The organism is Nocardia blacklockiae, from assembly GCF_015477355.1.
GTDB classification, from domain to species: Bacteria; Actinomycetota; Actinomycetes; order Mycobacteriales; family Mycobacteriaceae; genus Nocardia; species Nocardia blacklockiae.
Genome location: NZ_JADLRJ010000001.1, coordinates 910,029 through 933,015 on the forward strand (window position 1 = coordinate 910,029; position 22,987 = coordinate 933,015).

Annotated in this window: 20 protein-coding genes; 9 read left to right on the top strand and 11 right to left on the bottom strand. The window is 73.3% G+C overall.

Going from position 1 to position 22,987, the window contains the following annotated elements; translation table 11 throughout:
• Nucleotides 1-7: 7 nt before the first annotated feature.
• Nucleotides 8-847, bottom strand: coding sequence for a patatin-like phospholipase family protein (locus IU476_RS03975; protein ID WP_195096552.1), 840 nt, complete (start codon nt 845-847; stop codon nt 8-10).
• A 311-nt stretch (nt 848-1,158) separates the two neighbouring features.
• Between IU476_RS03975 and IU476_RS03980 the strand changes: the two genes are divergently transcribed.
• The gene (locus IU476_RS03980; RefSeq protein WP_324193851.1) at nt 1,159-2,424 is read left to right on the top strand and encodes a methyltransferase; all 1,266 of its coding nucleotides are present in this window, start codon (nt 1,159-1,161) and stop codon (nt 2,422-2,424) included.
• A 79-nt stretch (nt 2,425-2,503) separates the two neighbouring features.
• Here IU476_RS03980 and IU476_RS03985 read toward each other — a convergent pair whose 3' ends face one another.
• The 6 genes from IU476_RS03985 to IU476_RS04010 form a co-directional block, all read right to left on the bottom strand.
• Nucleotides 2,504-5,455, bottom strand: coding sequence for a type II toxin-antitoxin system Rv0910 family toxin (locus IU476_RS03985; RefSeq protein ID WP_324193852.1), 2,952 nt, complete (start codon nt 5,453-5,455; stop codon nt 2,504-2,506).
• A gap of 88 nt (nt 5,456-5,543) precedes the next feature.
• On the bottom strand, nt 5,544-6,782 hold the full coding sequence (mshC, locus tag IU476_RS03990; protein WP_195096557.1) for a cysteine--1-D-myo-inosityl 2-amino-2-deoxy-alpha-D-glucopyranoside ligase: 1,239 nt from the start codon (nt 6,780-6,782) through the stop codon (nt 5,544-5,546).
• Nucleotides 6,783-6,932: 150 nt separating this feature from the next.
• Complete coding sequence (locus tag IU476_RS03995; RefSeq protein WP_195096559.1) at nt 6,933-7,793, bottom strand: SCO1664 family protein; 861 nt, start codon at nt 7,791-7,793, stop codon at nt 6,933-6,935.
• A 4-nt stretch (nt 7,794-7,797) separates the two neighbouring features.
• Nucleotides 7,798-8,382: a DUF3090 domain-containing protein gene (locus IU476_RS04000; RefSeq protein ID WP_195096561.1), complete on the bottom strand. Its 585-nt coding sequence runs from the start codon at nt 8,380-8,382 to the stop codon at nt 7,798-7,800.
• 24 nt (nt 8,383-8,406) lie between these two features.
• Nucleotides 8,407-9,168: a histidine phosphatase family protein gene (locus IU476_RS04005; protein WP_195096563.1), complete on the bottom strand. Its 762-nt coding sequence runs from the start codon at nt 9,166-9,168 to the stop codon at nt 8,407-8,409.
• Nucleotides 9,169-9,220: 52 nt separating this feature from the next.
• On the bottom strand, nt 9,221-10,168 hold the full coding sequence (locus IU476_RS04010) for an undecaprenyl-diphosphate phosphatase (RefSeq protein ID WP_438943964.1): 948 nt from the start codon (nt 10,166-10,168) through the stop codon (nt 9,221-9,223).
• Between the two features lie 225 nt (nt 10,169-10,393).
• On the opposite strand from IU476_RS04010, the gene IU476_RS04015 reads away from it, so the two are divergent.
• From IU476_RS04015 to IU476_RS04030, 4 genes are all read left to right on the top strand, one after another.
• Complete coding sequence (locus tag IU476_RS04015) at nt 10,394-11,356, top strand: aldo/keto reductase (RefSeq protein ID WP_195097461.1); 963 nt, start codon at nt 10,394-10,396, stop codon at nt 11,354-11,356.
• A gap of 286 nt (nt 11,357-11,642) precedes the next feature.
• Nucleotides 11,643-12,650, top strand: a complete 1,008-nt coding sequence (locus tag IU476_RS04020) for a heme/hemin ABC transporter substrate-binding protein (protein WP_195097464.1) — start codon at nt 11,643-11,645, stop codon at nt 12,648-12,650.
• A gap of 158 nt (nt 12,651-12,808) precedes the next feature.
• Nucleotides 12,809-13,783, top strand: a complete 975-nt coding sequence (locus tag IU476_RS04025) for a FecCD family ABC transporter permease (protein ID WP_228823210.1) — start codon at nt 12,809-12,811, stop codon at nt 13,781-13,783.
• Nucleotides 13,780-14,628: a heme ABC transporter ATP-binding protein gene (locus IU476_RS04030; protein WP_195096567.1), complete on the top strand. Its 849-nt coding sequence runs from the start codon at nt 13,780-13,782 to the stop codon at nt 14,626-14,628. The genes IU476_RS04025 and IU476_RS04030 overlap by 4 nt, the downstream gene beginning before the upstream one ends.
• 344 nt (nt 14,629-14,972) lie before the next feature.
• Here IU476_RS04030 and IU476_RS04035 read toward each other — a convergent pair whose 3' ends face one another.
• From IU476_RS04035 to IU476_RS04045, 3 genes are all read right to left on the bottom strand, one after another.
• Nucleotides 14,973-17,063 (bottom strand): MMPL family transporter, encoded by a 2,091-nt coding sequence (locus IU476_RS04035; RefSeq protein ID WP_324193853.1) that lies wholly within the window; start codon nt 17,061-17,063, stop codon nt 14,973-14,975.
• Nucleotides 17,064-17,074: 11 nt separating this feature from the next.
• The gene (locus IU476_RS04040) at nt 17,075-17,608 is read right to left on the bottom strand and encodes a WKL family lipoprotein (RefSeq protein ID WP_195096571.1); all 534 of its coding nucleotides are present in this window, start codon (nt 17,606-17,608) and stop codon (nt 17,075-17,077) included.
• Between the two features lie 114 nt (nt 17,609-17,722).
• On the bottom strand, nt 17,723-18,046 hold the full coding sequence (locus tag IU476_RS04045; RefSeq protein ID WP_228822988.1) for a hypothetical protein: 324 nt from the start codon (nt 18,044-18,046) through the stop codon (nt 17,723-17,725).
• Nucleotides 18,047-18,270: 224 nt separating this feature from the next.
• On the opposite strand from IU476_RS04045, the gene IU476_RS04050 reads away from it, so the two are divergent.
• Genes IU476_RS04050 through IU476_RS04060 form a run of 3 tightly spaced genes read left to right on the top strand, consistent with a single transcriptional unit; the run spans nt 18,271 to nt 20,662 of the window.
• Entirely contained in the window at nt 18,271-19,314 is a 1,044-nt protein-coding gene (locus tag IU476_RS04050; protein ID WP_195096575.1) for a YncE family protein, read from the top strand.
• Nucleotides 19,314-19,577: a DUF5703 family protein gene (locus tag IU476_RS04055; RefSeq protein WP_195096577.1), complete on the top strand. Its 264-nt coding sequence runs from the start codon at nt 19,314-19,316 to the stop codon at nt 19,575-19,577. Before IU476_RS04050 ends, IU476_RS04055 begins: the two co-directional genes overlap by 1 nt.
• Nucleotides 19,578-19,582: 5 nt before the next feature.
• Nucleotides 19,583-20,662, top strand: a complete 1,080-nt coding sequence (locus IU476_RS04060) for a quinone-dependent dihydroorotate dehydrogenase (RefSeq protein WP_195096579.1) — start codon at nt 19,583-19,585, stop codon at nt 20,660-20,662.
• Between the two features lie 53 nt (nt 20,663-20,715).
• Here the strand turns inward: IU476_RS04060 and IU476_RS04065 are convergent, their stop codons facing one another.
• Complete coding sequence (locus IU476_RS04065) at nt 20,716-21,117, bottom strand: hypothetical protein (protein WP_195096581.1); 402 nt, start codon at nt 21,115-21,117, stop codon at nt 20,716-20,718.
• 338 nt (nt 21,118-21,455) lie between these two features.
• On the opposite strand from IU476_RS04065, the gene IU476_RS04070 reads away from it, so the two are divergent.
• Entirely contained in the window at nt 21,456-22,955 is a 1,500-nt protein-coding gene (locus tag IU476_RS04070; RefSeq protein ID WP_195096583.1) for a PfkB family carbohydrate kinase, read from the top strand.
• The last annotated feature ends 32 nt before the right edge of the window (nt 22,956-22,987 follow it).

Here is a 22,987-nt window from a genome sequence, read left to right on the forward strand (position 1 = left end):
CTGCGGCTCAGGCCGCGGGCCACAGCTCGCCCAGCGCGATCGCGGCCTCGGCGGCCTGGCGCACACCGGCCTCGTAGGCGGGGACCAGTGCCGCGCGGGCGAACACGTCCGGACCGAACGCGGCGATGGCCTGGGTGTCGGGGACGATCGAAATCGTTGCGGCCGAACCCAATTCGGCGTCGGCGCGGGTGCGGGGGAACATGTGGGCGAGCGGTTCCGCGATCACCACCACCTCGGCGCCCGCGGCCAGGTCGGCGTTGACCGGCGAGCGCATGCCGCCATCGATGTAGTGACCGTCGCCGATCGGAATCGGCGGGAACACTCCCGGCACCGCGGTGCTCGCCGCGACCGCCTGCGCCACCGTCGCCTCCCCGGCCGCCGTCCACGCCCGCAGCTCCCCGGTCGCGACGTCGACCGAGGTGACGATCAGATCTCCCGCGGGCCAGTCGGTGCGGCCGATCAGGGCCGCGATCCGCGCCACATGCTCGGCCGGATCGCCCACCCGCGCCTCGAGAGCCAGCTCTCCGACCCGGCGGCGTGCCTGCGCCGGAGACAGGTTCTCCGCCGCCACGGTCGCGAGGATCGCCGACATCTGCGACACCTCCGCCCGCACCGGCGCCACGTCCTCCGACGGCGGCCGCAACAACCCGGCGATCTCCCCGCCCCCGGCCAGCACCGTGCCCACCACCGCACCGGCGGAGGTGCCGACGAACCGATCGGCCCGCGCCGGATCCACCCCGGCCGCCCGCAGGCCCGTCACCAGCCCCGCCATCCACGAGATCCCGACCGGCCCACCGCCCCCGAGCACCAGCGCGGACCGGAAACCGTCGGGCGCCATCGCAGTCATGGCGTCACCCTAACCGACAGCCCGGACCGGCCCGGGCAGCCGGAGCCGCGGGACCGCAGTCGGATCAGCGGGGGGATCGGCGTGACGTCGGTTGCGGATCGGCCCGGACCGCGTGTCGCCGCCGCCGAGTCCGGCACGGTAGGCTCCCGGGCAGCTGCTACGAAAGGCATGTGATGACAGCCGGCATGGTTCTGTGGGACCGCCGCCCGCGCTTCGACGCGGGCACCAGCACCCGGCACTGACGCCGGCCCTTCCCCGCTCCTCGTCGAAGCGCTCACCGTCCCCATCACGGTCGATCGCGAGGAGTAATCGTGTCCCCCCGGACCGAACCCCACAGCCAAAACCCCTGCCTGCCAACACAATCCGGCACACCCGAAACCCGCCGAATTCGCACACCAAGTGCCCGCACCGACACCGGCCCCCTCGAGACCCCCGGCTCCGGCGACACTCCCGACACCAGCCATACCCGGCCCGTCGGCACCCCAGGCACCGGCCGCGCAGCCGTCCTCCCCGCCACCGGCCTCACCGACCTCTCGGAAACCAGCCTCGTCGTCGCCGACGACCGCATGCGCGCCCGCACCGCCCTGCGACTCCTCCGCACAGACCACACCCTGCTGTGGCGCGGCGACTACCACAACGGCCGCCAGCTGCTCGCGGCCCTGCGCCGCAGGCTCACCCCCGCGCACGAAAGTGCCACAGATCCCGCCCAGGCATACGCCCGCTACCGCCGGCATCGCGCCCACCAAGCACAATTGCTGTCCCGCCTGGTCGTCGACCTCGACCCCGGCTACCACCTCGCCCTGCGCCGCGCCCCCGACGTCCGGCAGGCCTGCCGCGAGGCCTACGGACCACCGACCAGCCCCCGGCGCGTGCCGCTCACCGAACTGCTCGGCGTACTCGGCGCCCACCACTGGCGTCACCGCGGCGTCCACGTGCCCGCGCTCGGCGCGCGCATCCACCCCCACTACGGCGTATTCGCCCCCACCAGAAGCGAATACGTCGACCTGGTCGCCCGCGCGCCCCTGCCCCCGCACGCCGGGTCCGCCCTCGATCTCGGCACCGGCACCGGAGTGCTCGCCGCGCTGCTGGCCCGCCGCGGCGTCCCCCGCGTCCTCGCCACCGACCTGTCCCCGCGCGCCCTCGCCTGCGCCCGCGACAACATCGAACGACTGAACGTGGCGCACCGCGTCGAGATCCGCCCCGCCGACCTGTATCCCGACACCCGCGCCGACCTGATCGTCTGCAACCCGCCGTGGCTGCCCGGCACCCCCGCCACCGCCCTCGACCACGGCGTCTACGACCCCGGCAGTGCCATGCTGCGCGGCTTCCTCGACGGCCTGCCCGCACATCTCACGCCCGGTGGCGAAGGCTGGCTGATCCTGTCCGACCTCGCCGAACACCTCGGCCTGCGCGCACCCGACGACCTCCCCGCCGCGATCACCGCCGCGGGCCTGCGCGTCGTGAACCGCCTCGACACCCGCCCCCGCCACCCACGTGCCGCCGACCCCGGCGACCCGCTGCACGCCGCGCGCGCCGCCGAAACCGTCAGCCTGTGGCGTCTGACACCGCGCGCTTGACCTTCACGTAACGGCAACTTCTACCGTCGCAGACGAGGCCGGAGAGTTCGGCCTCGTTCATGGCCGCGGGGTTGCTCGCTCAGCGGCCTTTCCACACCGGCGCGCGTTTCTGCGCGAAGGCCAGGATGCCTTCGGCGGCGTCCTGCGAGGACAGGGCCGGTCCGGCGATCTCGCCCTGGCGGGTGAACGCCTCGGCCACGGTCCAATCGGCGGCCTCGTCGACGATGCGTTTGCTCGCCGCCAGGCTCAGCGGGGCGTTGACCGCGATCCGCTGCGCCAGCGCCAGCGCCGCCTCCAGCGCGTGGCCGGGTTCGGCGAGTTCGTTGACCAGGCCCAGTGCCGCGGCCCGGGCGGCGGTGATCGGGTCGCCGGTGAGCGCGAGTTCCAAGGCGATCGCGCGGGGCAGCCGCTGCGCCAGGCGCAGCACGCCGCCGCCGACCGCGACCAGGCCGCGTTTGACCTCCGGGATGCCGAACGTCGAATCGGTCGCGGCCACCACCAGATCCGCCGACAGCGCCAGCTCGCAGCCGCCGGCCAGCGCCGGGCCCTCCACGGCGGCGATCAACGGTTTGCGCGGCGGTTTCGCGGTGATGCCGAGCGGGCCGCGGCCCTCGGTCATCGGCACCTCGCCGCGCGCGGCGGCCTTGAGATCCATTCCGGCACTGAAGTATCCGCCCGCGCCGGTGAGGATCGCGACCTGCGCGGCCGGGTCGGCGTCGAAGGCGTCCAGGGCGCGTTCGATGCCCTGGGCGGCGGCGAGATCGATGGCGTTGCGGACCTGCGGGCGGTTCACGGTGATGATGGTGACCGGTCCGCGGCGTTCCACCAGTACCGGCGGCGCGGGCGGCGGCAGCAGCTCGACCCGGTCGCGGCCGGTGATCTCGAGGCGGCCCGCGGTGACCGTGACCGGCAGCCCGAGCAGGTCGCCGTCGAGGAACTCCGCGGTCAGCGCGGAGTCGTTGCTACGCAACAGGATCCGGGCGCCGTCGGGGGCGATCAGGCTCACCACCGCGGGTTCGGGGGAGCCGTCGCGGGTGAAGGGCACCGTGTAGGCCTCGATCACCGCGGGACCGTCGTGGTGGTCGCGCGCGGGCCGGGCGGGCGGGTGCTCGATGATCGGGCGCAGGTGCCGGTAGGGCGAGCGCGGCGGGCGCGCGGAGTAGACGCCCAGCGCGTGCTTGGTGACATACCAGCCCAGCGACGTGGCCAGGCCGTAGGTGTCGGGTTCGGCGCGCAGTTTCGGTATCAGGCTCGCCACCGCGTGCCCGCCGTAGTTGTTGCCGGGACCGCCGCCGAAGGTCAGCCCGCCGGTCACCGACGGTGTGCGGGCCGGGTCGTCGATCGGGAGCCCGAGTTCACGGGCCGCGATCTGCACCGCCACCGGGAAACATGCGTACAGGTCGACGTGCGTGAGGTCGTCGACGCCGATCCCGGCGTGTTCGAGCGCGGCCGCGCCCAGGGCCCGGATCGCGGGGGATGCGGCCAGTTCGGCGCGTTCGCTGGTGAACCACTCGTCGTGCCCGGACGCGCCCGCGTGCAGGAACACCCACTTGTCCTGCGGGATGCCCGCGGCGTGGGCGGCGGCGACACTGCACACGATGAGCCCGCTGGCCATGTCGACGGTCAGGTTCGCGCACTCGAGTTTGGTGTAGGGGGTGGACACCATCCGGTTGTCCGCCGACACCGCCGCTATCTCCTCGGCGCTGAATTCCTGTGGCTGCCAAGCGTATTCGTTGCCCGCGGCCACTTTCGACAGTCGCGACCACAGTTCGGCGACCGCGTGGGCGTGCGCGGCGGGTGTGCGGCCGAGGCGGTGGCGGTTCGCCGATTCCAGCAGCGCGTACATGTTGATCGGCGCGATCAGCCCCGCCGCGGTCTCGGCGGCGTTGTTGGCGGCCTTGTCGATACCGATCGTCCGGGTCGGCGCCACCCCCGGACCCTGCTCCGGCCATGACAATTCGACTCCGGCACGCTGGGCGGCGGCCTGGGTGGCGCCCGCCTCGGTGCCGGTGACCAGCACGATCTCGTAGTCGCCCGCCGCCACCGCAGCCGCGGCCTCGTTGATCGCCAGCTGCCCGCCGTCCCCGCCGAACGGACTGGTCTGCACCGTGTCCACGCCGTCGGCGCCCAGCCGCTGCGCGACGACCGCGCCCAGATCCCGGTACTGCCACGACGCGCACGCCACCGCGAACACCGCGTCCGCGCCGCGCAGCAGCGCCTCCCCGCCGCCCGCGTCCGCCGCGGCGCGCCGCAACGCCCGCACCGCCAGCCCGGCCGGATCACCGTAGGCGGGGTCGGGGGTGCGCTGCACGACCTGACCGACACCCACCACCACCGGCGTGTCCGGATCCAGCTCCACGCCGGAAGCGGTGTGCGGCACGGGTTTCCGCGAGGGCCGCGACCGCAGCGGGCCCGCGGCGGCCAGCGCGCCGGGCAGCTTCGCCAGCGAGTCGCGCATCGCGTCGCCGAGGCTGCGCGCCACCGACGCGCCCAGCGGGCCCTCGATCGGCGGCCCGGCCACCCCGGCGTCGAAATACACCGTGGACCGAGAACCCGTGCCCGACACGGTGATCCAGTAGCCGATCCGCACGTGCTGGGGCGCCTGGCCGCGCAGTTCGAACCCCGACGGGCCCACCGCGCGCACCGTCCACCGGATCTCCGCGGGCAACCCCATCACCAGGGCCTGCTGGGTGAACGCCTGCCCCTCGCGCACCGGGCCCGGGTTGCCCTCGCGCCACCCGGTGTGCAGGGTGAACCACTCGCCCAGCCGGTTGAGATCCGACAGATACGCCAGCACCGTCTCGCGCGGGGCGTCGATCTCCTGGGTGGCGTGCGCGGTCTTGACGAACTCCGCCAGCCCCGGCGGCGCCAGGCGTTCGGCGCTGGGCACCGCCTCGGCCGGGGTGGCGGCGGGACGGCCGCGCAAACCCGCGATCAGCTCGCGGGCGATGCGCGGATCGCGGCGCACCGCGGTGAACAGGGCGCCTCCGGCCCGGAGCTGTGTGCGCAGCGCACGAATCCGATCAGGCACAGGTGCCACCGTCCAACCTCCTCGTCGAGCCTGAGACCATTAATGACCATTTGTCTCGCCGAGTCAAAGCCGGGTCGCCCCGGCGGGGTCAGAGACGGATGCCCAGCAGCGCGTCCACCGCGTCGGCGACCAGGCCGGGAGCCGACCGGTCCGGGCCGCCGTAATCCAGCGCCTGCCGCGCCCAGGAGTCCACCGCGGCCAGCGCCTTCGGCGTGTCCAGGTCGTCGGCCAGATGCTGGCGCAGCCGCGCCACCGTGTCGTCGGCGGCGGGGCCCGAACTCAGCGCCGCCGCCCGCTGCCAGCGGTCCAGCCGTGCCAGCGCCTCGGCGAGCACCTGATCGTTCCACTCCCGGTCCTGCCGGTAGTGCCCGGCGAACAGGCCCAGCCGGATCGCGCCCGGATCCACCCCCGAACGCCGCAGTCTCGACACGAACACCAGATTGCCGCGCGACTTCGACATCTTCTCCCCGTCCAGCGCGATCAGCCCGGCGTGCACGTAGTGCCTGGCGAAACGCCGCCCCGCCACCAGCGCCTCGGCGTGCGCGGCCGAATACTCGTGATGGGGGTAGATCAGGTCGCTGCCGCCGCCCTGGATGTCGAATTCGGGGCCGATGCGGTTGAGCGCGATCGCCGCGCACTCGATGTGCCAGCCCGGCCGGCCCGCCCCGAACGGCGCCGGCCACGACGGCTCACCCGGGCGGGCCGTGCGCCACAGCAGCGCGTCGAGCGCGTCGCGCTTGCCCGGCCGCCGCGGATCCCCGCCGCGCTCGGCGAACAACCGCGCCATCGTCTCGCGGTCGTAGCCCGACTCGTAGCCGAACTGCTCGGTGGCGTCGTGGCGGAAGTAGACATCGGGGTACTCGGGATCGTCGAGCACATACGCCGCGCCCGAGGCCAGCAACTTGTCCACCAGCTCCACCACCTCGCCGATGGATTCCACCGCGCCGATGTAGTCGCGCGGCGGAACCACCCGCAACGCCGTCATGTCCTCGCGGAACAGCGCGATCTCCCGGCTACCGAGCTCGCGCCAGTCCATCCCGTCGCGGTCGGCGCGCTCGAACAGCGGATCGTCGACATCGGTGACGTTCTGCACGTAGTGCACGCGGTGCCCGGCGTCGCGCAGCACCCGGTGCACCAGGTCGAAGGTGAGATAGGTGGCGGCGTGGCCCAGGTGGGTGGCGTCGTAGGGGGTGATGCCGCAGACGTACATGGTGGCGGTCGCGCCCGGCGTCACCGGGCGCACCTGCGCGTCGGCGGTGTCGAACAACCGCAACGGCGGTCCGGATCCGGGGACGGCGGGCACATCGATATCGGACCAGGACTGCATGATTCGAGGGTAAAGGTGGCATCGATGCCCGGCTGCGCCGCCCCCGCCCGCCGCGCTCCCACCGCACCCGCGGCCACCCGGCACGACCTGCGCCGACGCCGCCGCTGCCAAAAGTCAACGGTTGCAATGACGCAGCACCGAAACGGCCGCCTAGAACGCCGGCCAGGGGATCGGGCGCGCGCTGACCGGCAGCGGCATCACCGGATCGTCCAGCAACCGCCGACCCCGCGCGGCCAGCGCGTCGATCTCCGCGTCGGTCAGATGCGCCGACAACTCCGCGCCCAGCCCGCCCGGCAGCGCCTTGACCAACGCGCCGACATCGGCCAGCAACTCCGCCTCCACCGGCTCCCCGGCCCACCCCCACAGCACCGTGCGCAACTTCGGCTCGGCGTGCAGGCAGATGCCGTGATCGACCCCGTACACGCCGCCGTCGACACCCTCGAGGGCGTGGCCGCCCTTGCGGTCGGCGTTGTTGAGCAGCACATCCAGCACCGCCATGCGCCGCAGCCGCGGATCGTCGGCGTGCACCAGCGACACCTCCTCACCGGTGCCGTCGACCGCGCGCAGCACCTCCCGGAACCCCGCGGGCACCGCGCCCGGCGGCACCAGGTCCACCAGATCCAGCCGGCCCGCGCGGCCGTCCTGCGGCGCCACCGACTCCACCCACCGCTGCACCATGCCCGGCCCCAGCGGGCCCTCGCGCAGGATCGTCTCCGGGATCACGCCCCAGCCCAGCGCCTCGGATACCCGGTAGGACGCCACCTCCCGCCCGGCCAGGGTGCCGTCGGGGAAATCCCACAGGGGCCGTTCGCCGCGCACCGGTTTGTACACCACGCGCAACGACGCATCGACTGCCGCGAGATGTTCCGAGGCGGTGCGGCCGTCGGTGCGCACCGAACCGTCCGCGCCGATCTCGCACACCAGGGTCAGGTTGCTGGCGGTGGACACCCGCCCGAGCACCGACAGATCACCGGTGTGGAACGGATCGCCGGCGCCGCCGTCGGTGCTCACCGCCTCACTCCTCGAGATCCGCCGCGCCGAAGATGTCGCCGCGCTTGTAGCCGTTGGTGCGCACGCACATGTGGCCCTTCGCCGACAGCGGCTCCCCGCACAGCGGGCACGGCGGGCGGCCCGCGGCGATCACCTTCGTCGACCGCAACGCGAATTCCCGCGCCTGGGAAGGGGTGAGGAACACCCGGACCGCGTCGGGGCCCTCCTCGGTGTCGTCGAGCACCACCGATTCGTCGACCTCGGTCTCGGTGATCGCCAGCAACTCCACCACCACCGCGCCCGCGTCGGCGTCCCAGCCCAGACCCATTGTCCCGACCCGGAACTCGGCATCGAGCGGCATCTGCAGCGGATCGGTGTCGCTGACCTCGGCCGCCTGCGGCGGCACCTCCGCGCCGAACCGGCGCGCCACCTCGTCCAGCAGTAGCCCCATCCGGTCGGCGAGCACCTTGACCTGCTGCTTCTCCAGCAGCACGCTCACCACCCGGGGCTCCTCCACGGCTTGCAGGTAGAAGGAGCGATCGCCTGGCTCTCCGACTGTTCCGGCCACGAAACGGTCGGGGGTGCGAAACACATGGATTGCTCGGGCCATCTGCACCTCCTGAAACCGACTGCACTACTCACTACGAGAATCGGGGGCTCCCGCATTCCCATTATCCGTACTCGGCGCGGCCGCGCCCGTCTGCTCGACGGGTCCCACCTCGCCGCCCGGCACCGGCCCGGCCCGCTCGCCGCCGCGTTGCTCGACGGTTGCCGCGAGTGCCGACAGGTCGGTGCCCGTATCGTTCACCCGCCACACCGACGGACCCGTCGGCGCGTACCGCACCACACTCATCGACGCCGGCTCGACCACGATGCGCTGGAAACCGTCCAGGTGGATCCCGAACGCGTCCGCCAGCAGCGACTTGATCACGTCGCCGTGCGTGCACGCCACCCACAGCACGTCGCGCCCGTGTTGCTCGGCGAGGACGCGATCGTGGTCGCGAACGGCGGCCACGGCACGATACTGCACCTGCGCGAGCCCTTCCCCGCCGGGGAACACCGCGCCCGAGGCGTGCCGCTGCACCACCTTCCACAGCGGCTCGGTGACCAGATCCGCGAGTTTGCGGCCGGTCCACTCGCCGTAGTCGACCTCCAGCAGCCGCGGCTCGGGCACCGGTTCCAGGCCGAGCTTGTCGGCCAGCGGCGCCACCGTGCGCGTGCAGCGCAGCAGCGGCGAGTGCACGATCCGCTGGATCGGCAACGCCGCCAAGCGTTCCGCCACACCCTGGGCCTGGTCGCGGCCGCGGTCGGTGAGATCCACCCCGGGGCTGCGGCCGGCGAGGGTCGCGGCGGTGTTCGAGGTCGACACCCCGTGCCGCAACAGGATCACCGTCATGTAACCCAGCCTAGTGGGGGGTGCGGCGCCACCGCGCGGCGCGAACGGTCGGTCACGTCGCCGACACCACGCCACCGGCCAGCAGGCCCAGCAGCACCAGCCCCAGCACGATCCGGTAGCCGACGAACCAGTTCAGCGAATGCCGGGCCACGAACTTCAGCAGCCACGCCACCGACGCGTACCCGAGCGCGAACGACACCGCCGTCGCCACCAGCAGTTGCGCGCCCGAGGCGTTGAGGCCCTCACCGGCCGGTTCGAACGCGTCGGGCAGGCTGAACAGCCCCGAGGCCACCACCGCGGGAATGGCCAGCAGGAACGAGAACCGCACCGCCGCCTCGCGGGTCAGGCCGATGAACAACCCCGCCGAGGACGTCGCGCCCGAGCGCGACACGCCCGGGATCAACGCCAGGCATTGCGCCAGGCCCATGACCAGCCCGTCGCGGGTGGTGAGCTGCTCGAGCGGGCGGCGCTGGCTGCTGTAGTACTCCGCGGCCGCGATCACCAGCGCGAACACGATCAGCATCGTCGAGATCAGCCACAGGTTGCGGGCGCCGGTGCGGATCGCGTCCTTGAACACGAAACCCAGCACCCCGATCGGGATGGTGGCCACGATCACGTACCAGCCGATGCGATAGTCCAATTCGCGCTGCGCGTCCGGGTCGAGCACCGGCGCCGGCGCGGGCCCGCCGGTGTAGACCGGCAGCTGGGTGGTGACCTGCTCGGCCAGCGGCACCCGCTGCTCGGCGCGCCCGGTCAGGCGCAGATACACGGTGCCGAACCAGGCGCACAGGATGCGCCAGATGTCCTTGGCGAAATACACCAGCACCGCGGCCTCGGTGCCCAGCTGGGTGACCGCGGTGAACGAGGCGCCCGCGTCGTCGCCGAAGAACACCCCCGACACGATGCGCATATGCGCCGACGAGGAGATCGGCAGGAACTCCGTCAGCCCCTGCACCGCGCCCAGTATCAGCGCCTGCACCCACGTCATCGACGCGCCCACGCCACCTCCATCACATGCCGAATCCGCTGTCGCCGGGCGCAATCGGGGCCCGGCGGAGTCCGGCAGCGACCCTACCCCCCGCCGCGCCCGCTGTCCGAGCTGGCGTCGCGACCGCCGCGGCTCGGCGGTGTGTGCGGATCGGCACGGCGGTTCGGGGTGCCGCAGCCGGACTCGAAGCGGTTGGGGCCCTAGGCTCTTGCGTGTGACGGAAGCACGGGCACGGTGATGGAACAGCGGGCGGTGGGGCGCAGCGGCTTACGGGTCTCGCGCATGGGGCTGGCCACCCACACCTGGGGCAGGGAGACCGACGCCGACGAGGCGGCGGTGCAGCTGGTGGCGTTCGTGGAAACCGGCGGCACCCTGGTCGACACCTCCCCGGCGTATCACGGCGGCTCCGCGCAGCGGATGCTGGGCGGGCTGATCGGGGAACTGGTGCCGCGCGACGACCTGGTGATCAGCGGCTGCGCGGGTCTGGCCGCGGTGACGGGGGCGACCGACCCGGCCGGGGCGCCGGCGACGGAGGTGCGCTGGACCGTCGACGCCTCCCGGCGCACCCTCATGCGTCAGCTCGACCGCACCCTGGCCGACCTCGGCACCGACTACCTGGATCTGTGGAGCGTGGCGGCGTGGGATCCGCGCACCCCGCTCGACGAGATCGCCGCCACCGTCGAATACGCGGTGCGCTCGGGCCGTGTGCGCTACGCCGGGGTGCGCGGGCACAACGCCTGGCAGCTGGCCACTTTGGCCTCGGCCGCGCCGATCACCGCCGCGCAGGGTCCGTACTCGCTGCTGGCGCGCGGGGTCGAACGCGACGTGGTGCCCGCGGCCGAGCATCACGGGGTCGGGCTGATCGCGTCCGCGCCACTGGCCGGGGGCATCCTCACCGGCAAATACCGCGACGGGGTGCCCGCGGACTCGCGCGGCGCCGACGAGGACACCGCCGCGGAGATCCGCGAGCGTCTCGACGAGCACGCCACCCGCGTCGTCGACGCGCTCGTCACCGCCGGCGACGGGCTGGGCACCTCGCCGCTGGCGGTGGCGCTGGCCTGGATCCGCGACCGGCCCGGCGTCGCCAGCATGATCGTCGGCGCCCGCGACATCGCCCAGCTCACCGGGATCCTCGCCGCCGAGACCCTGGAGCTGCCGCGCGCGATCGCCGCCGCCCTCGACGACGTGAGCGGCGGCTGAGCGGCGGCCCGGGCACACCCGCCGCACCGCACCTCTTAGGCTTGCCTACATGACCAGCCTCGCCGCGGCCCGCACCCCCGCCTCCCGCCCGCCGAGCACCCCCGAGGCCACGATCGGGGCGGCGGCCACCGCACCAGCGGCGACCGCCTCCGGCAGACGGCCCAGCACGCCGCGGCGCCGTGGAATTGTGGGGCCTGCGCGCCGACGCGACAGCGGCGTGCTGCAGCGCGAGAGCGGCGTTCCCCACGGCAACGGTGCGCGAGGCATACCGGCAGGGCGGCGGTGGATGCGGTGGCTGCTGGCCGGACTGGCGGTGACGCTCGCCGCCACCCTCACCGGATGCGGATCCGCTACCACCCCAAGCGATTCCGGGCAGCGCGGACCCGCCACCGCGACCCTCACCGATCTCGACCCGGTCCCGATCGGACCCGCGCCCACCCCCGTGCTGCCCGCGACCGTGCACTCCTACGACGGCAGCGACGTCACCGTCACCGACGCGAGCCGCATCATCGCCGTCGACCGCTACGGCACCCTCGCCCAGACCGTGTGGGCGCTCGGCCTCGGCCGGAACCTGGTGGGCCGCTCCACCTCCGCGGCGTTCCCCGCGGTGCAGCAGCTGCCCAACGTCGCCGGCGGCAACGGCAGCATCAACGTGGAAGCCGTTGCCGCGCTGCGACCCTCGGTGTTCCTCACCGACACCGTCAGCGCCACCGCCGCCATGCGCGACCAGCTCAAAGCCCTCGGCATCACCGTGGTCTACTTCGACCCGGACCGCAGCCTCGCGGGCACCGGGCCGCAGATCGAGGCCGTCGCCGCCGCTTTGGGCGTGCCCGAACAGGGCCGCAAGCTCGCGCAGCGCACCACCGAGGAGATCGCCGCCGCCACCGCCGCGGTACCCCACCAGCAGCCGCCGCTGAAAATGGCGTTCCTGTACCTGCGCAGCACCGCGATCACCATGATGGCCGGACCCGGCTCCGGCGCGGACACCCTGGTCACCGCCCTGGGCGGCACCGACGCCGGGACCGCCGCAGGCCTCACCGCACCGTTCACCCCCATCACCAGCGAGGCCATGATCGCCGCGTCGCCCGACGTGTTCCTGGTGATGACCGACGGGCTGTCCTCCATCGGCGGCGTCGACGGCCTCACCAAGATCCCCGGCGTCGCCCAGACCCCCGCCGGCCGCAACCGCCGCGTCGTCGACATGTCCGACGCCGCCCTGCTCAGCTTCGGCCCCAACACCGGCCACGTCCTGGCGGCCCTGCGCGACGCCGTCTACGGCCGGCCCACCGCATGACCGACCCCGAAACCGGCAGTCCGGCACCGGAAACGACACCGCGGGACACCCTCGCCGTGGCCGACGGCGGCGAGCAGGCCCGCGCGGCGCGGACGCGGCGGTGGTCGAAGGTGTCGGCCCTGTTCGCGGCATCCGTCGTCGTGCTGCTGCTCCTGGCGATGTACTCGGCCGCAGTCGGGCAGGTGCCGACCACCCCGCTCGAGGTGGCGGGCAGCGTCTTCCACCGCCTCGGACTGGACTGGGGCCCGCTGCCCGCCCATCCCGCCGGGGACGTGACGCTGTGGCAGGTGCGATTCCCGCGCGTGGTCCTGGCGGTGCTGGTGGGTGCGGCGCTCGCGACCGCCGGGGCGCTGCTGCAAGGCGTGTTCGCCAACCCGCTCGCCGAACCCGGCGTCATCGGGATGTCGGCGGGGGCCGCGGTCGGGGCGGGCATCGTGATCGTCGTCGGCGGGGCGTTCGCGGCGGCGTGGTCGGTCGCGGGCGGCGCGTTCGTCGCGGGACTGGCGACGACGCTGCTGGTGTATCTGCTGTCGCGGTCCAACGGCCGCACCGAAACCGTGACGCTGGTGCTCACCGGCGTCGCGGTCAACGCGTTCACCGGCGGGCTGATGGCGTTCCTGCTGTTCACCGCCTCCCAGGAGGCGCGCGACCAGATCGTGTTCTGGCAGCTGGGCAGCCTCAACGGCGCCACCTGGCAGGCGGTGGCGGTGGTCGCGCCGCTGACCGCGCTGGGGCTGGCCGCCGCCGTGCTGATGGCGCCGCGCCTGGACCTGCTGGCGCTCGGCGAGTCCGCCGCCCGGCACCTGGGGGTGGACGTGGAACGGTTGCGGCGCAACGTGATCGTGGTCGTCGCGATCCTCGCCACCGCGGGGGTGGCGTTCACCGGGATCATCCTGTTCGTCGGGCTCATCGTGCCGCACCTGGTGCGCATGCTCGTCGGGCCCGCGCACCGCGTGCTCATCCCGCTCTCGGCGCTGCTCGGCGCGATCGTGCTGCTGGCCGCCGACGTCGGCGCGCGCACCCTGGTCGCCAATGCCGACCTGCCGCTGGGCATGCTCACCTCGCTGGTCGGCGGCCCGTTCTTCTTCTGGCTGCTGCGCCGCACCCGCGCCCGCTCGGGAGGCTGGGCATGAGCAAGCTGAGACTTACTCTCGCACAGGTTTTCGCGCGCCCGCACGGCCTGCCCGAGCCGCCCGCGCCCGGCGCGGTGACCCTGCGGGCGCGGCAGGTCAGCGTCGACCGCGCGACCGCGCGGCGCGTACTCGACCACGTCGACCTCGACGTCGTCGCCGGACAGATCCTCGCCCTGGTCGGCCCCAACGGCGCGGGCAAGTCCACCCTGCTGGCGGCGCTATCGGGGGAACTCGAACCCGCTACCGGCACAGTCGAATTGGATGAGCGGCCGCTCACGCACTGGTCGCCGGTGGACATGGCGCGCCGCCGCGCGGTGCTGCCGCAGAACCACACCGTCGGCTTCCCGTTCACCGCCCGCGAAGTGGTCGCCATGGGCCGCGCGCCCTGGGCGCGCACCGACCGCCAGGACGACGACGAGTCCGCGATCGCCGCCGCGCTGGCCGCCACCGACACCGAACACCTTGCCGCCCGGCCCTTCCCGGCCCTGTCCGGCGGCGAACGCGCCCGCGTCGCCCTGGCCCGCGTACTCGCCCAGGACACCGCCACGCTGCTGCTGGACGAACCGACCGCCGCCCTCGACCTCGGCCACCAGGAACAGGTGCTGCGGCTGGCCCGCGGCCGCGCCGAACAGGGCGCGGCCGTCGTGGTGGTGCTGCACGACCTCGGCATCGCCGCCGCCTACGCCGACCGCGTCGCCGTCCTGGACGCCGGGCGCCTCGCCGCCGCGGGCCCGCCCCGCGACATCCTCACCACCGACCTGCTCTCCCGGGTCTACCAGCACCCGGTCGAGGTGTTCGACCATCCCCGCACCGGCGCGCAGCTGGTCCTCCCGATCCGCGGCTGACCGCGAAACCCCGCACCCGGCGCGCGCTTTCGGCCGCGAACACACGAAACTCCGGGCGGGACAGCGCCTGTCCCGCCCGGAGCCGGTGTGCTGCGACGTGAAAGGGTGTGCCGCGGTGTGTTCCGCGCGGCTACCGGGTCCTGCTGGTCGTCGTCGTCCTCGTCCGGGCGCGCATGATCCGGGACGCCGGGGTTGGGATCCCTGGCGAGATCGATCAGCGGATGCACGCCGGCGCCGTCCGGTGCCGCGTGTTTGCCGTGGCTTGTCGTCTGCTGCGTATCCCCGTCGTTGGTCACGTCCCCCAGGTTAACGGAGCACCGTGCTCCGGTTGCAACACGCCACGCTCAGCGCCACACCAGCTTCAGCACCGCGGGGGTCAGCAGCATCCGGATCACGGTGGCGTCGAGCACCAGCGCCGCGATCATCCCGTAGGCGATGTACTTCATGAGCACCAGATCCGAGAATCCGAACGCGCCCGTGACGACGATGAGAATCGCGGCCGCGGAGGTGATCACGCCGCCGGTGTGGGCGATGCCGTAGCGGATCGCCTCCGGCGGCGGCGCGCCGCCCGCGCGGGCTTCGGCCATCCGCGACTGCAGGAACACCTCGTAGTCGGTGGACAGCCCGAACAGCACCGTCACGATCAGCACCAGCACCGCGAACATCAGCGGCCCCGGCGTGAAATGGAACAGCGCCGCCCCGTGGCCCTCCACGAACAGCCACGTCAGCACGCCCAGGGTGGCGCCGAGGCTGAGCGCGCTCATCACCACCGCCTTCACCGCCAGCACCAGCGACCGGAACGCCGCGTACATCAGCGCCACCGCCGCGCCCACCAGAATCGCCGCCAGCAGCGGCAATCCGGCGATCAGGCCGTGGATGGTGTCGCGTTCGAGCGCGGGCACCCCCGCGACCATCACCCGCACACCGGGCGGCTGCTCGATCGCGCGCAGCGCCGCGATGGCCGCGTCCGCGTCGCGGTCGTCGACCAGCCCGGTCGACAGCACGTTCACCCCGCCGGTGGTCGGCGCCGACGCCTCGAACGGACCGGTCAGTCCCGGCGCGAAGTTGGCGTGGAAGCGGATATCGGACAGCTGCTGGGGATTCGCTCCGACCACCACCAATTTCAGTGGCTCGGTGCGGAATTCGGGGAACAGGGCGTCGAACTTCTCCTGCGCCACCCGCGCGGGGGCGTCGTCGGCCAGATACCGTTCGCTCAGGCCCCCGAACTCGATGTGGCGGAACGGGATCAGCAGCGCCAGCAACACCAGCACCACCGGGACGATGACCCGGGCGGGGCGGCGCATCGCGAATACCGCCAGCTTGGCGAAGAACCCGTTGTCGATCTGCTCGGCGGTGCGGATGCTCGCGAACCGTCCCCAGCCCCACAGGTCGATGCGCCGGCCTACGATGCTCAACGCCGCGGGCAGCGCGGTGACCGACAGCAGCGCGGCCAGCAGCACCGAGCTGATCCCGCCGTAGGGCACCGACCGCAGCACGCCGTTGGGGTAGATGAACAGCGCGCCCAGGCTGACCGCGATGATCGCCGCGGAGAACAGCACCGTGCGGCCCGCGGTGGCCACGGTGCGCGCGGTGGCCTCCGCCACGTCGCGCCCGGCGGCCAGTTCCTCACGGAAGCGGGTCACCGCGAACAGTCCGTAGTCGATGGCCAGGCCCAGGCTCACCAGGGTGACCACGGCGCTGGCGAAGACGTTGACGTCGATGTAGCCGGTCAGCAGGCGCATCATGCCCTGGCTGCCCAGGATGGTCATGCCGCCGATCAGCACCGGCAGCAGCGCGCCCACCACGCCGCCGAACACGAAGTACAGCAGCACCGCCACCAGCGGCAGCGCGATCAGCTCGGCGCGGTGGATGTCGCGCTGCATGCCGATGTTGATGCCCTCGACCACCGGTTGCAGGCCCGCCAGCTGCACGGTGGTGCCGCCCGGCCCGCCGCCCGCGGTCCCGGCGGCCAGCGCGTCCTCGATGGCGAGATAGTTGTTCACCGATTCGGTGTCCGCGCCGCGCAGGCCGATGCTGGCGAAGGCGTGGGTGCGCGAGGCGTCGGCGAACTGGCCCATCATCGAGCCGTCGAAGTAGCTGTCGATCTTCTGGATGCGGTCGGGGTATCTCGCCTGCAACTCGGCCAGGGCGGCGGTGACCGCGGCGCGGACCGGCGGGTCGTCGACGGTGTGGCCGGGCGGGGCGGTGTAGAGGACGATGACGTCGGCGTCGCGGTCGCGGCCGAAGGTGTCGTCGGCCAGTTTCGAGGCCACCACCGATTCGCTGCGCTCGTCGAACCAGCCGCCCTGGGTCAGGCGCGCGTTCAGGTCGTGGCCGTAGAGACCCGACAGGGCCACCACCGCGACGGCGGCGGCCAGCACCAGGAAGCGGTGGCGGTGCACGAACCGGCCCCACCGCAGCGAGAACTGTTCCACGGCGCGGTGATTCAGCCGCAGGCCGCGGTCTTGTAGTCGGCCGAGCGCAGGATGCCGCACAGGTCGGTGCGCGAGATCTTCCAGACGCCGTCCTTGTCGACGAAGTGCACGATGGTGGTGCGCACGTTGGTGCCGGTGCCGTCCTTGTCCAGGCGCATGGTGGCGGTGAGGGTGCCGTCGCGGTTGTCGAACACCGGGTCGGTGACGCCGTAGACGGCGTGCGGGTTGTCCTGCATGGCCCGGTACATGTCGGGGATGGCGTCCTTGAACGCCTCGCCATCCTCGATCAGCGCGGTGCGGTCGGTGTCGGGCAGCGCGGGGTCGAGGGCGCGTTTGATCTGCGCGTCGAGCTGGGCGGCGGTGGGCAGCGGCGGGCGGAGGGCACTGCTGGTCGCGGCGGCCTGCGCGGAGGAGGTGAGCGCGGCGTAGGCCGAGGAGCGGGCCGCGGCCACCGAGGCCTCGTCGGGGTCGTTGCCGCACGCCCCCGCCAGCACGGCCAGCGCCACCAGCGGCAACGCCGCCGCGGCCGATCGTCGCAATGCCATCTGCGTCCTCACCGTCGTCGAAAGTTACCGGTAGTTCTCCTACAGTCTGTCATGCGGCGCGCCGATCACCGCGTATGCCGCGGGTGTCGCCGGAAAGGGTTGCGGCGCAACGGTTTACCGGCTGTCGATGACGGCGCTGAGGCGGCCGAGCAGGGTGCGCGCGGTGGTGGCCTCGCGCTCGGCGGCGCCGGGCACGGGGGTGGCGGCGGCGATCAGGTCGCGCACGGCGGCGGTGAGGCTGCGCGCGTCGCCCAGGTCGATGTCGGTGACTGCGGCGGTGGCGACCGCGACGACGTCCTCGGGGCCCGGCACGGTGGCGGTGCCGGGGCGGTAGATCTCGAGGGTGAGGGCGGCCTCGACGGTGCGGAAGGCGAACGGCCGGCCCTCGCCGGTGCGGCCGAACCCGTGCGCGAACGGGCCGACGGTAATGTCTTCCACCAAGAATCCAGACGTATGGTCTGTTTTCAACCCGGCTCCCTGGATCGGCGGCTGTGCACTGTCCACGGTAACCCCGGTCACCGACAACCGGAACGGCGCGGATGTCGTGTCATCGGAATCGGCGCGCGGAAAGACCCCGGCGCACCCGCCCGGTCCGCGACCATGGTCAGATGAAGACGCACGCATGAGTCGTCGCTAGTCGGTGTGAGTGAGGAGTTCGGGGTATGGGCGGTCGCGGCGGGAACCGGTCGGCCGGCGGATGGCGGCGCACGACGGCCGTGGTGCTGGCGGCGTCCGCGGTGGCCCTCGGGGGCTGCTCGTCGAAGGACGACACCGATGCCGCCGCGCCCGCCGCCGCCCCCGCGAGCGCCGCGGCCGCCCCCGCACCGGCCGCCACTCCGGCCGGGACCGTCACCCCCGCCGCGCCCGTCGCGGCGCTGCTGGCCGAACCGGCCGGCGGGCGGGTGGCCGTCCTCGACGCCGACGGCGTCACCGTGCACCTGCTCGACCCCGCCGCCGTCGCGCCCGCCCGCACGCTCACCCTGCCCGCCCGCGCCACCGCGCTGGCCGCGGGCGCGCCCGGGCAGGTCCTCGCCGCCGCGGGCCGGCAGCTGATCCACATCGACACCCTGACCGCCGCCACCCGCGCCACCCCGCTCGACGGCGAGGCCCGCGCGGCGGCGCGCCGCGGCGACGGCACCGTCGCGGTCGGGCTGGCCGACGGCCGGGTGGAGATCCTCGCCGCCGACGGGCAGGTATTGCAGACCGTGTCCGGGTTGTCGGGAATCGACGGGCTGGCCGCCGCGGGCGACGCGGTCGCCGTGCTCGACCGCGCCCAGACCAGCCTCACCCAGCTCGATCTGCGCGACGGCGAGCCCGGGCTGGCGTTGCGCGCGGGCGCCGGCGCCACCACCGTGGCCGCCGACCACTTCGGGCGGCTGCTGGTCACCGACACCGCCGGCGGTGCGCTGCTGGTCTACACCGCCGATCCGCTCGTGCTGCGCCAGCGCTTCCCGGTAGGCTCTTCGCCCTACGCGATCGCCTACGATCAGCGGTCCGAGACCGTGTGGGTGACGCTGACCGCGAGCAACGAAGTGGCCGGCTACGACCTGTCGACAGGTATACCGGAGGAAGTGGGCCGCGTCCCGACGGTGCGCCAGCCGAACGCGCTGACCATCGACGACCGCACCGGCGAGATGTTCGTGGGATCCGCGACCGGCGACGGTCTGCAGCGGATCGGCGCGGACGAGAGGAAGAGAGGGCAGTGATGACTCGGGCCTCGGCGCATCGTTCGCAGCGCAGGTCGTTCCCCGCGGAGTGGGAGGAGACCAGCGACGAGGGGGAATACGAATACGTCCCGCTACGACTACCGCCCGACGTCACCCGGGTGACCGCGTCGATGCGGCTGGCCATCCAGGCCGAATTCGGCGGCTGGGAACTCTCGCGGGTGCGCGCCTACACCGACGGCAGCCGCAAGGTGCTGCTGCGCCGCCGCAAAACCACCTTCCCCGTCGCGAATCCGGGGATGTGACCGGCATGTACTCCCTCCTGCTGCGACTGATGTTCCTGCTGCCGCCCGAGCGCATTCACCACCTGGCCTTCGCCGCGCTGCGGCTGGCGACCCGGATCCCGCCGCTGCGCGCGCTGGTGGCCAAGGCGACCGTAGTCGACGACCCCATCCTGCGCACCACCGCGTTCGGCGTGGAATTCCCCGCGCCGCTGGGCCTGGCCGCCGGGTTCGACAAGGACGCCGCCGGCGTGAACGCCTGGGGCCCACTGGGTTTCGGCTACGCCGAGATCGGCACCGTCACCGCGCAGGCCCAGCCGGGCAACCCCGCGCCGCGACTGTTCCGGCTGCCCGCCGACCGGGCGCTGATCAACCGGATGGGATTCAACAACCACGGCGCCGCCGCCGCGGCCGAACGCCTGCGCACCCGCCGCCCCGGCGGCGTGCCGATCGGCGCCAACATCGGCAAGACCAAGATCACCCCCGCCGCGCGGGCCGCCGACGACTACGCCACCAGCGCCACCCTGCTCGGGCCGCTCGCCGATTTCGTCGTCGTCAACGTCAGCTCCCCCAACACGCCGGGCCTGCGCGATCTGCAGGCCGTGGAATCGCTGCGGCCGCTGCTGCGGGCCGTGCTCGACTGCGTGCGGGTGCCGGTGCTGGTGAAGATCGCCCCGGACTTATCCGACGACGACATCGACGCCGCCGCCGATCTGGCCGTCGAACTCGGCCTGGCCGGGATCGTCGCCACCAACACCACCATCCGCCGCGACGGGCTGGCCACCCCCGCCGCCGAGGTCGACGCGATGGGCGCGGGCGGCCTGTCGGGCCCGCCGGTGGCCGAGCGGTCCCTGGACGTGCTGCGCCGGCTCTACGCCCGCGTCGGCGACAAGCTGGTCCTGATCTCCGTCGGCGGCATCGAGACCCCCGACCAGGCCTTCGAACGCATTCTCGCCGGCGCCACCCTGCTGCAGGGCTACACCGGTTTCATCTACGGCGGCCCGCTGTGGACCCGCCGCATCCACCGCGGCCTGGCCCAGCGGCTGCGCGCCCACGGCTACGCCAGCATCACCGACGCCGTCGGCGCCGCCCACAAGACCCGCGCCTGACCGCGCCGACCGCGGTTGCCGCGGGCTTGCGTCGCGTGCCGGAAATCGCCGGGTCAGCCGAACAGGCGGCGCGGCTCCTCGGCCCGCTCCGGCGCGAACCGCCGCCGGCCCGCGCCCGAGAGCACCGGTTCGGCCTCGCGGCGGGTGCGGCCCCCGGAATGGCGGCGCAGCCGCTCGATCATGCGGCGCGAGAGCATGATCACCGCCTGCTCGTAGCGCACGCCCAGCACGCTCGCGCGCTCGGTGACACTGCGCTGGGCCACCACGTCGTGCACCGCGGCGGGGTCGCTGAGCAGTTCGTCGAGTTCCATCCCGGCCAGCGCCTGCGCCTGGGTGAGCCGGTGCTCGGGTAGCCAGGTCAGCCGCCACACCGCCGCCCCGAACCCGTCGACGCGGAAGGCATGCTCGGGGGTCCGGTCGCTGATCATGGCCCAGTCGGTCGTTTCGATGGTCACGGCTGTCTCCTCTCGGGTCGCCGCACCGTGGACGCACGGTAACCGTGTCGTCCCGGGAGGGGTACCCACTGCCCCGGCGTCGGTAGCCGAGAAGTTGCGAATGCGGCGTCGTTGTCCGCGTGATCGGTGCGGAGGGTCGCTCCCGCCATCAGAACCTCCTGGACGCCTCGGCGACGAAACGCCGACCCCAGAGCGTCACTTGCCGGTTCCCATGGGGCAAATGCCGCGATAGGTTATTGATAGCCGGAACGGGTGGTCGCTAAACCGCGCAATGTCCGGCGGTTTCGCTTATCGTCTCCACGACGATCACTGCGCACCAGACGGAGGTGGCTGCCCCGATGGCGGGACAGGACGCGACGGTCGCCGCCGTGCGCACCGTGCTCGCCCGGCTGTGCAAGCGCGCGGGCCTGAGCCCGAAACGGTTGCGCAGCACCGAAATCGACGTGCGCCCCCTGCTCGAGCTGTACGCCATCCGCCAGCACGCGCACCTGTCGGGTACCGACCCGGCCGAGGCCGTGCTGCCCGTGGTGCGCGATCTGGCCCGGCAATTGCCGCCCGCGCCCCGGCTCATCGTCGACGTCGGCCTGTCGCTGGGCCTGCTGCGCGAGGAGCTGCCCGAAACCGTCGACGCCGCCGAGCTCTACGCCGCCGACCTCGGCCGCCGCCGCGACTACCTCAGCGCGCACTGGCCCGCGCTGCTGCGCGCCGCCGGATCCGACACCGCCGCACCGACTCCCACCACCCGCCAGCTGCGCGGCCGGCTGGAATTCGAGGCCTTCACCCTGCTGGCGCAGCGCCTGGCCACCGCCTCGGGCTACGCCTCGACGCTGTCCCCGCGCCCGGCCGGCCCGGCCGCCGACGGCCGCGCGGGCACCGTCACCGTCATCGGCGACGCCGTGCTGGACAACATCTGCAGCATCATCGACCACTTCCCCGCCCCCGACGACCCCGCCAAGGGCACCTTCGCCGACCGGCCCGGCGGCAAGGGCCTCAACCGCGCGGTCGCCGCCGCCCGGCTCGGGCTGCACGTGCGCCTGATCGCCGCCGTCGGCGACGACACCCGCGGCCGCCGCATCCTCGACCACCTGCGCGCCGAAGGCGTCGACACCGACCTGGTGCGCGTGGTCCCCGACGCCGCCACCCCCGTGGCCGTCGTACTGGTCACCAGCAGCGGCGAACCGCTCAACATCGCCTGCCCCAACGAACGCGTCCGCCTCACCCCCGAGGACCTGCACACCCCCGCCGCCCGCCACGCCCTGGCCGAATCCGACGCCGTGCTACTGACTTTCGAGCCGCCCCCCGCGGTCATCGAGGAGGCCCTCGACCTGGTCGCCCGCGCCCCGCGGCCGCGGCTGCTGGTGCAGCCCGTGCCCGGGGTGGACGGACCGCAGCGGTTCTACCGCCACTTCGGCGCGCTGGACTACCTGATCGGCGCGCGCCGCGAACTGGCCGCGCTGGCCCCGGCCACCGACCCGCACGCCGTCGACGACGACGAACTCGTGCGCCGGCTGCGCGTGCTGGGCGCGCGCACCGTGTGCATCGCCGAGGGCTTCGCCGCCCGCGTCCGCGCCGACGACCTGGACCTGGACATCGGCCGATTCCCGGTGGCGCTGAAGAACTCTCCGGGCGCGCCCGCCGCGTTCGTCGCCGCGCTGGCCCGGCGTGTGGTCGGCGCGAACGGTCGCCGCGCGGGCGCCGCGGACTTCGTGTGGGCCACCGCCGCGATGGCCGCCACCCAATCCACCGGCGAGGTCTCCGACGCCATGCCCACCGCCGCCGACGTCGACCGCATGGTCGAACTCGCCGGCGACGCCGTGCTGCGCGCCGAGCCGCGGTGACGCCGAGTGTTTGCCCGACACCGCGAGCCGGT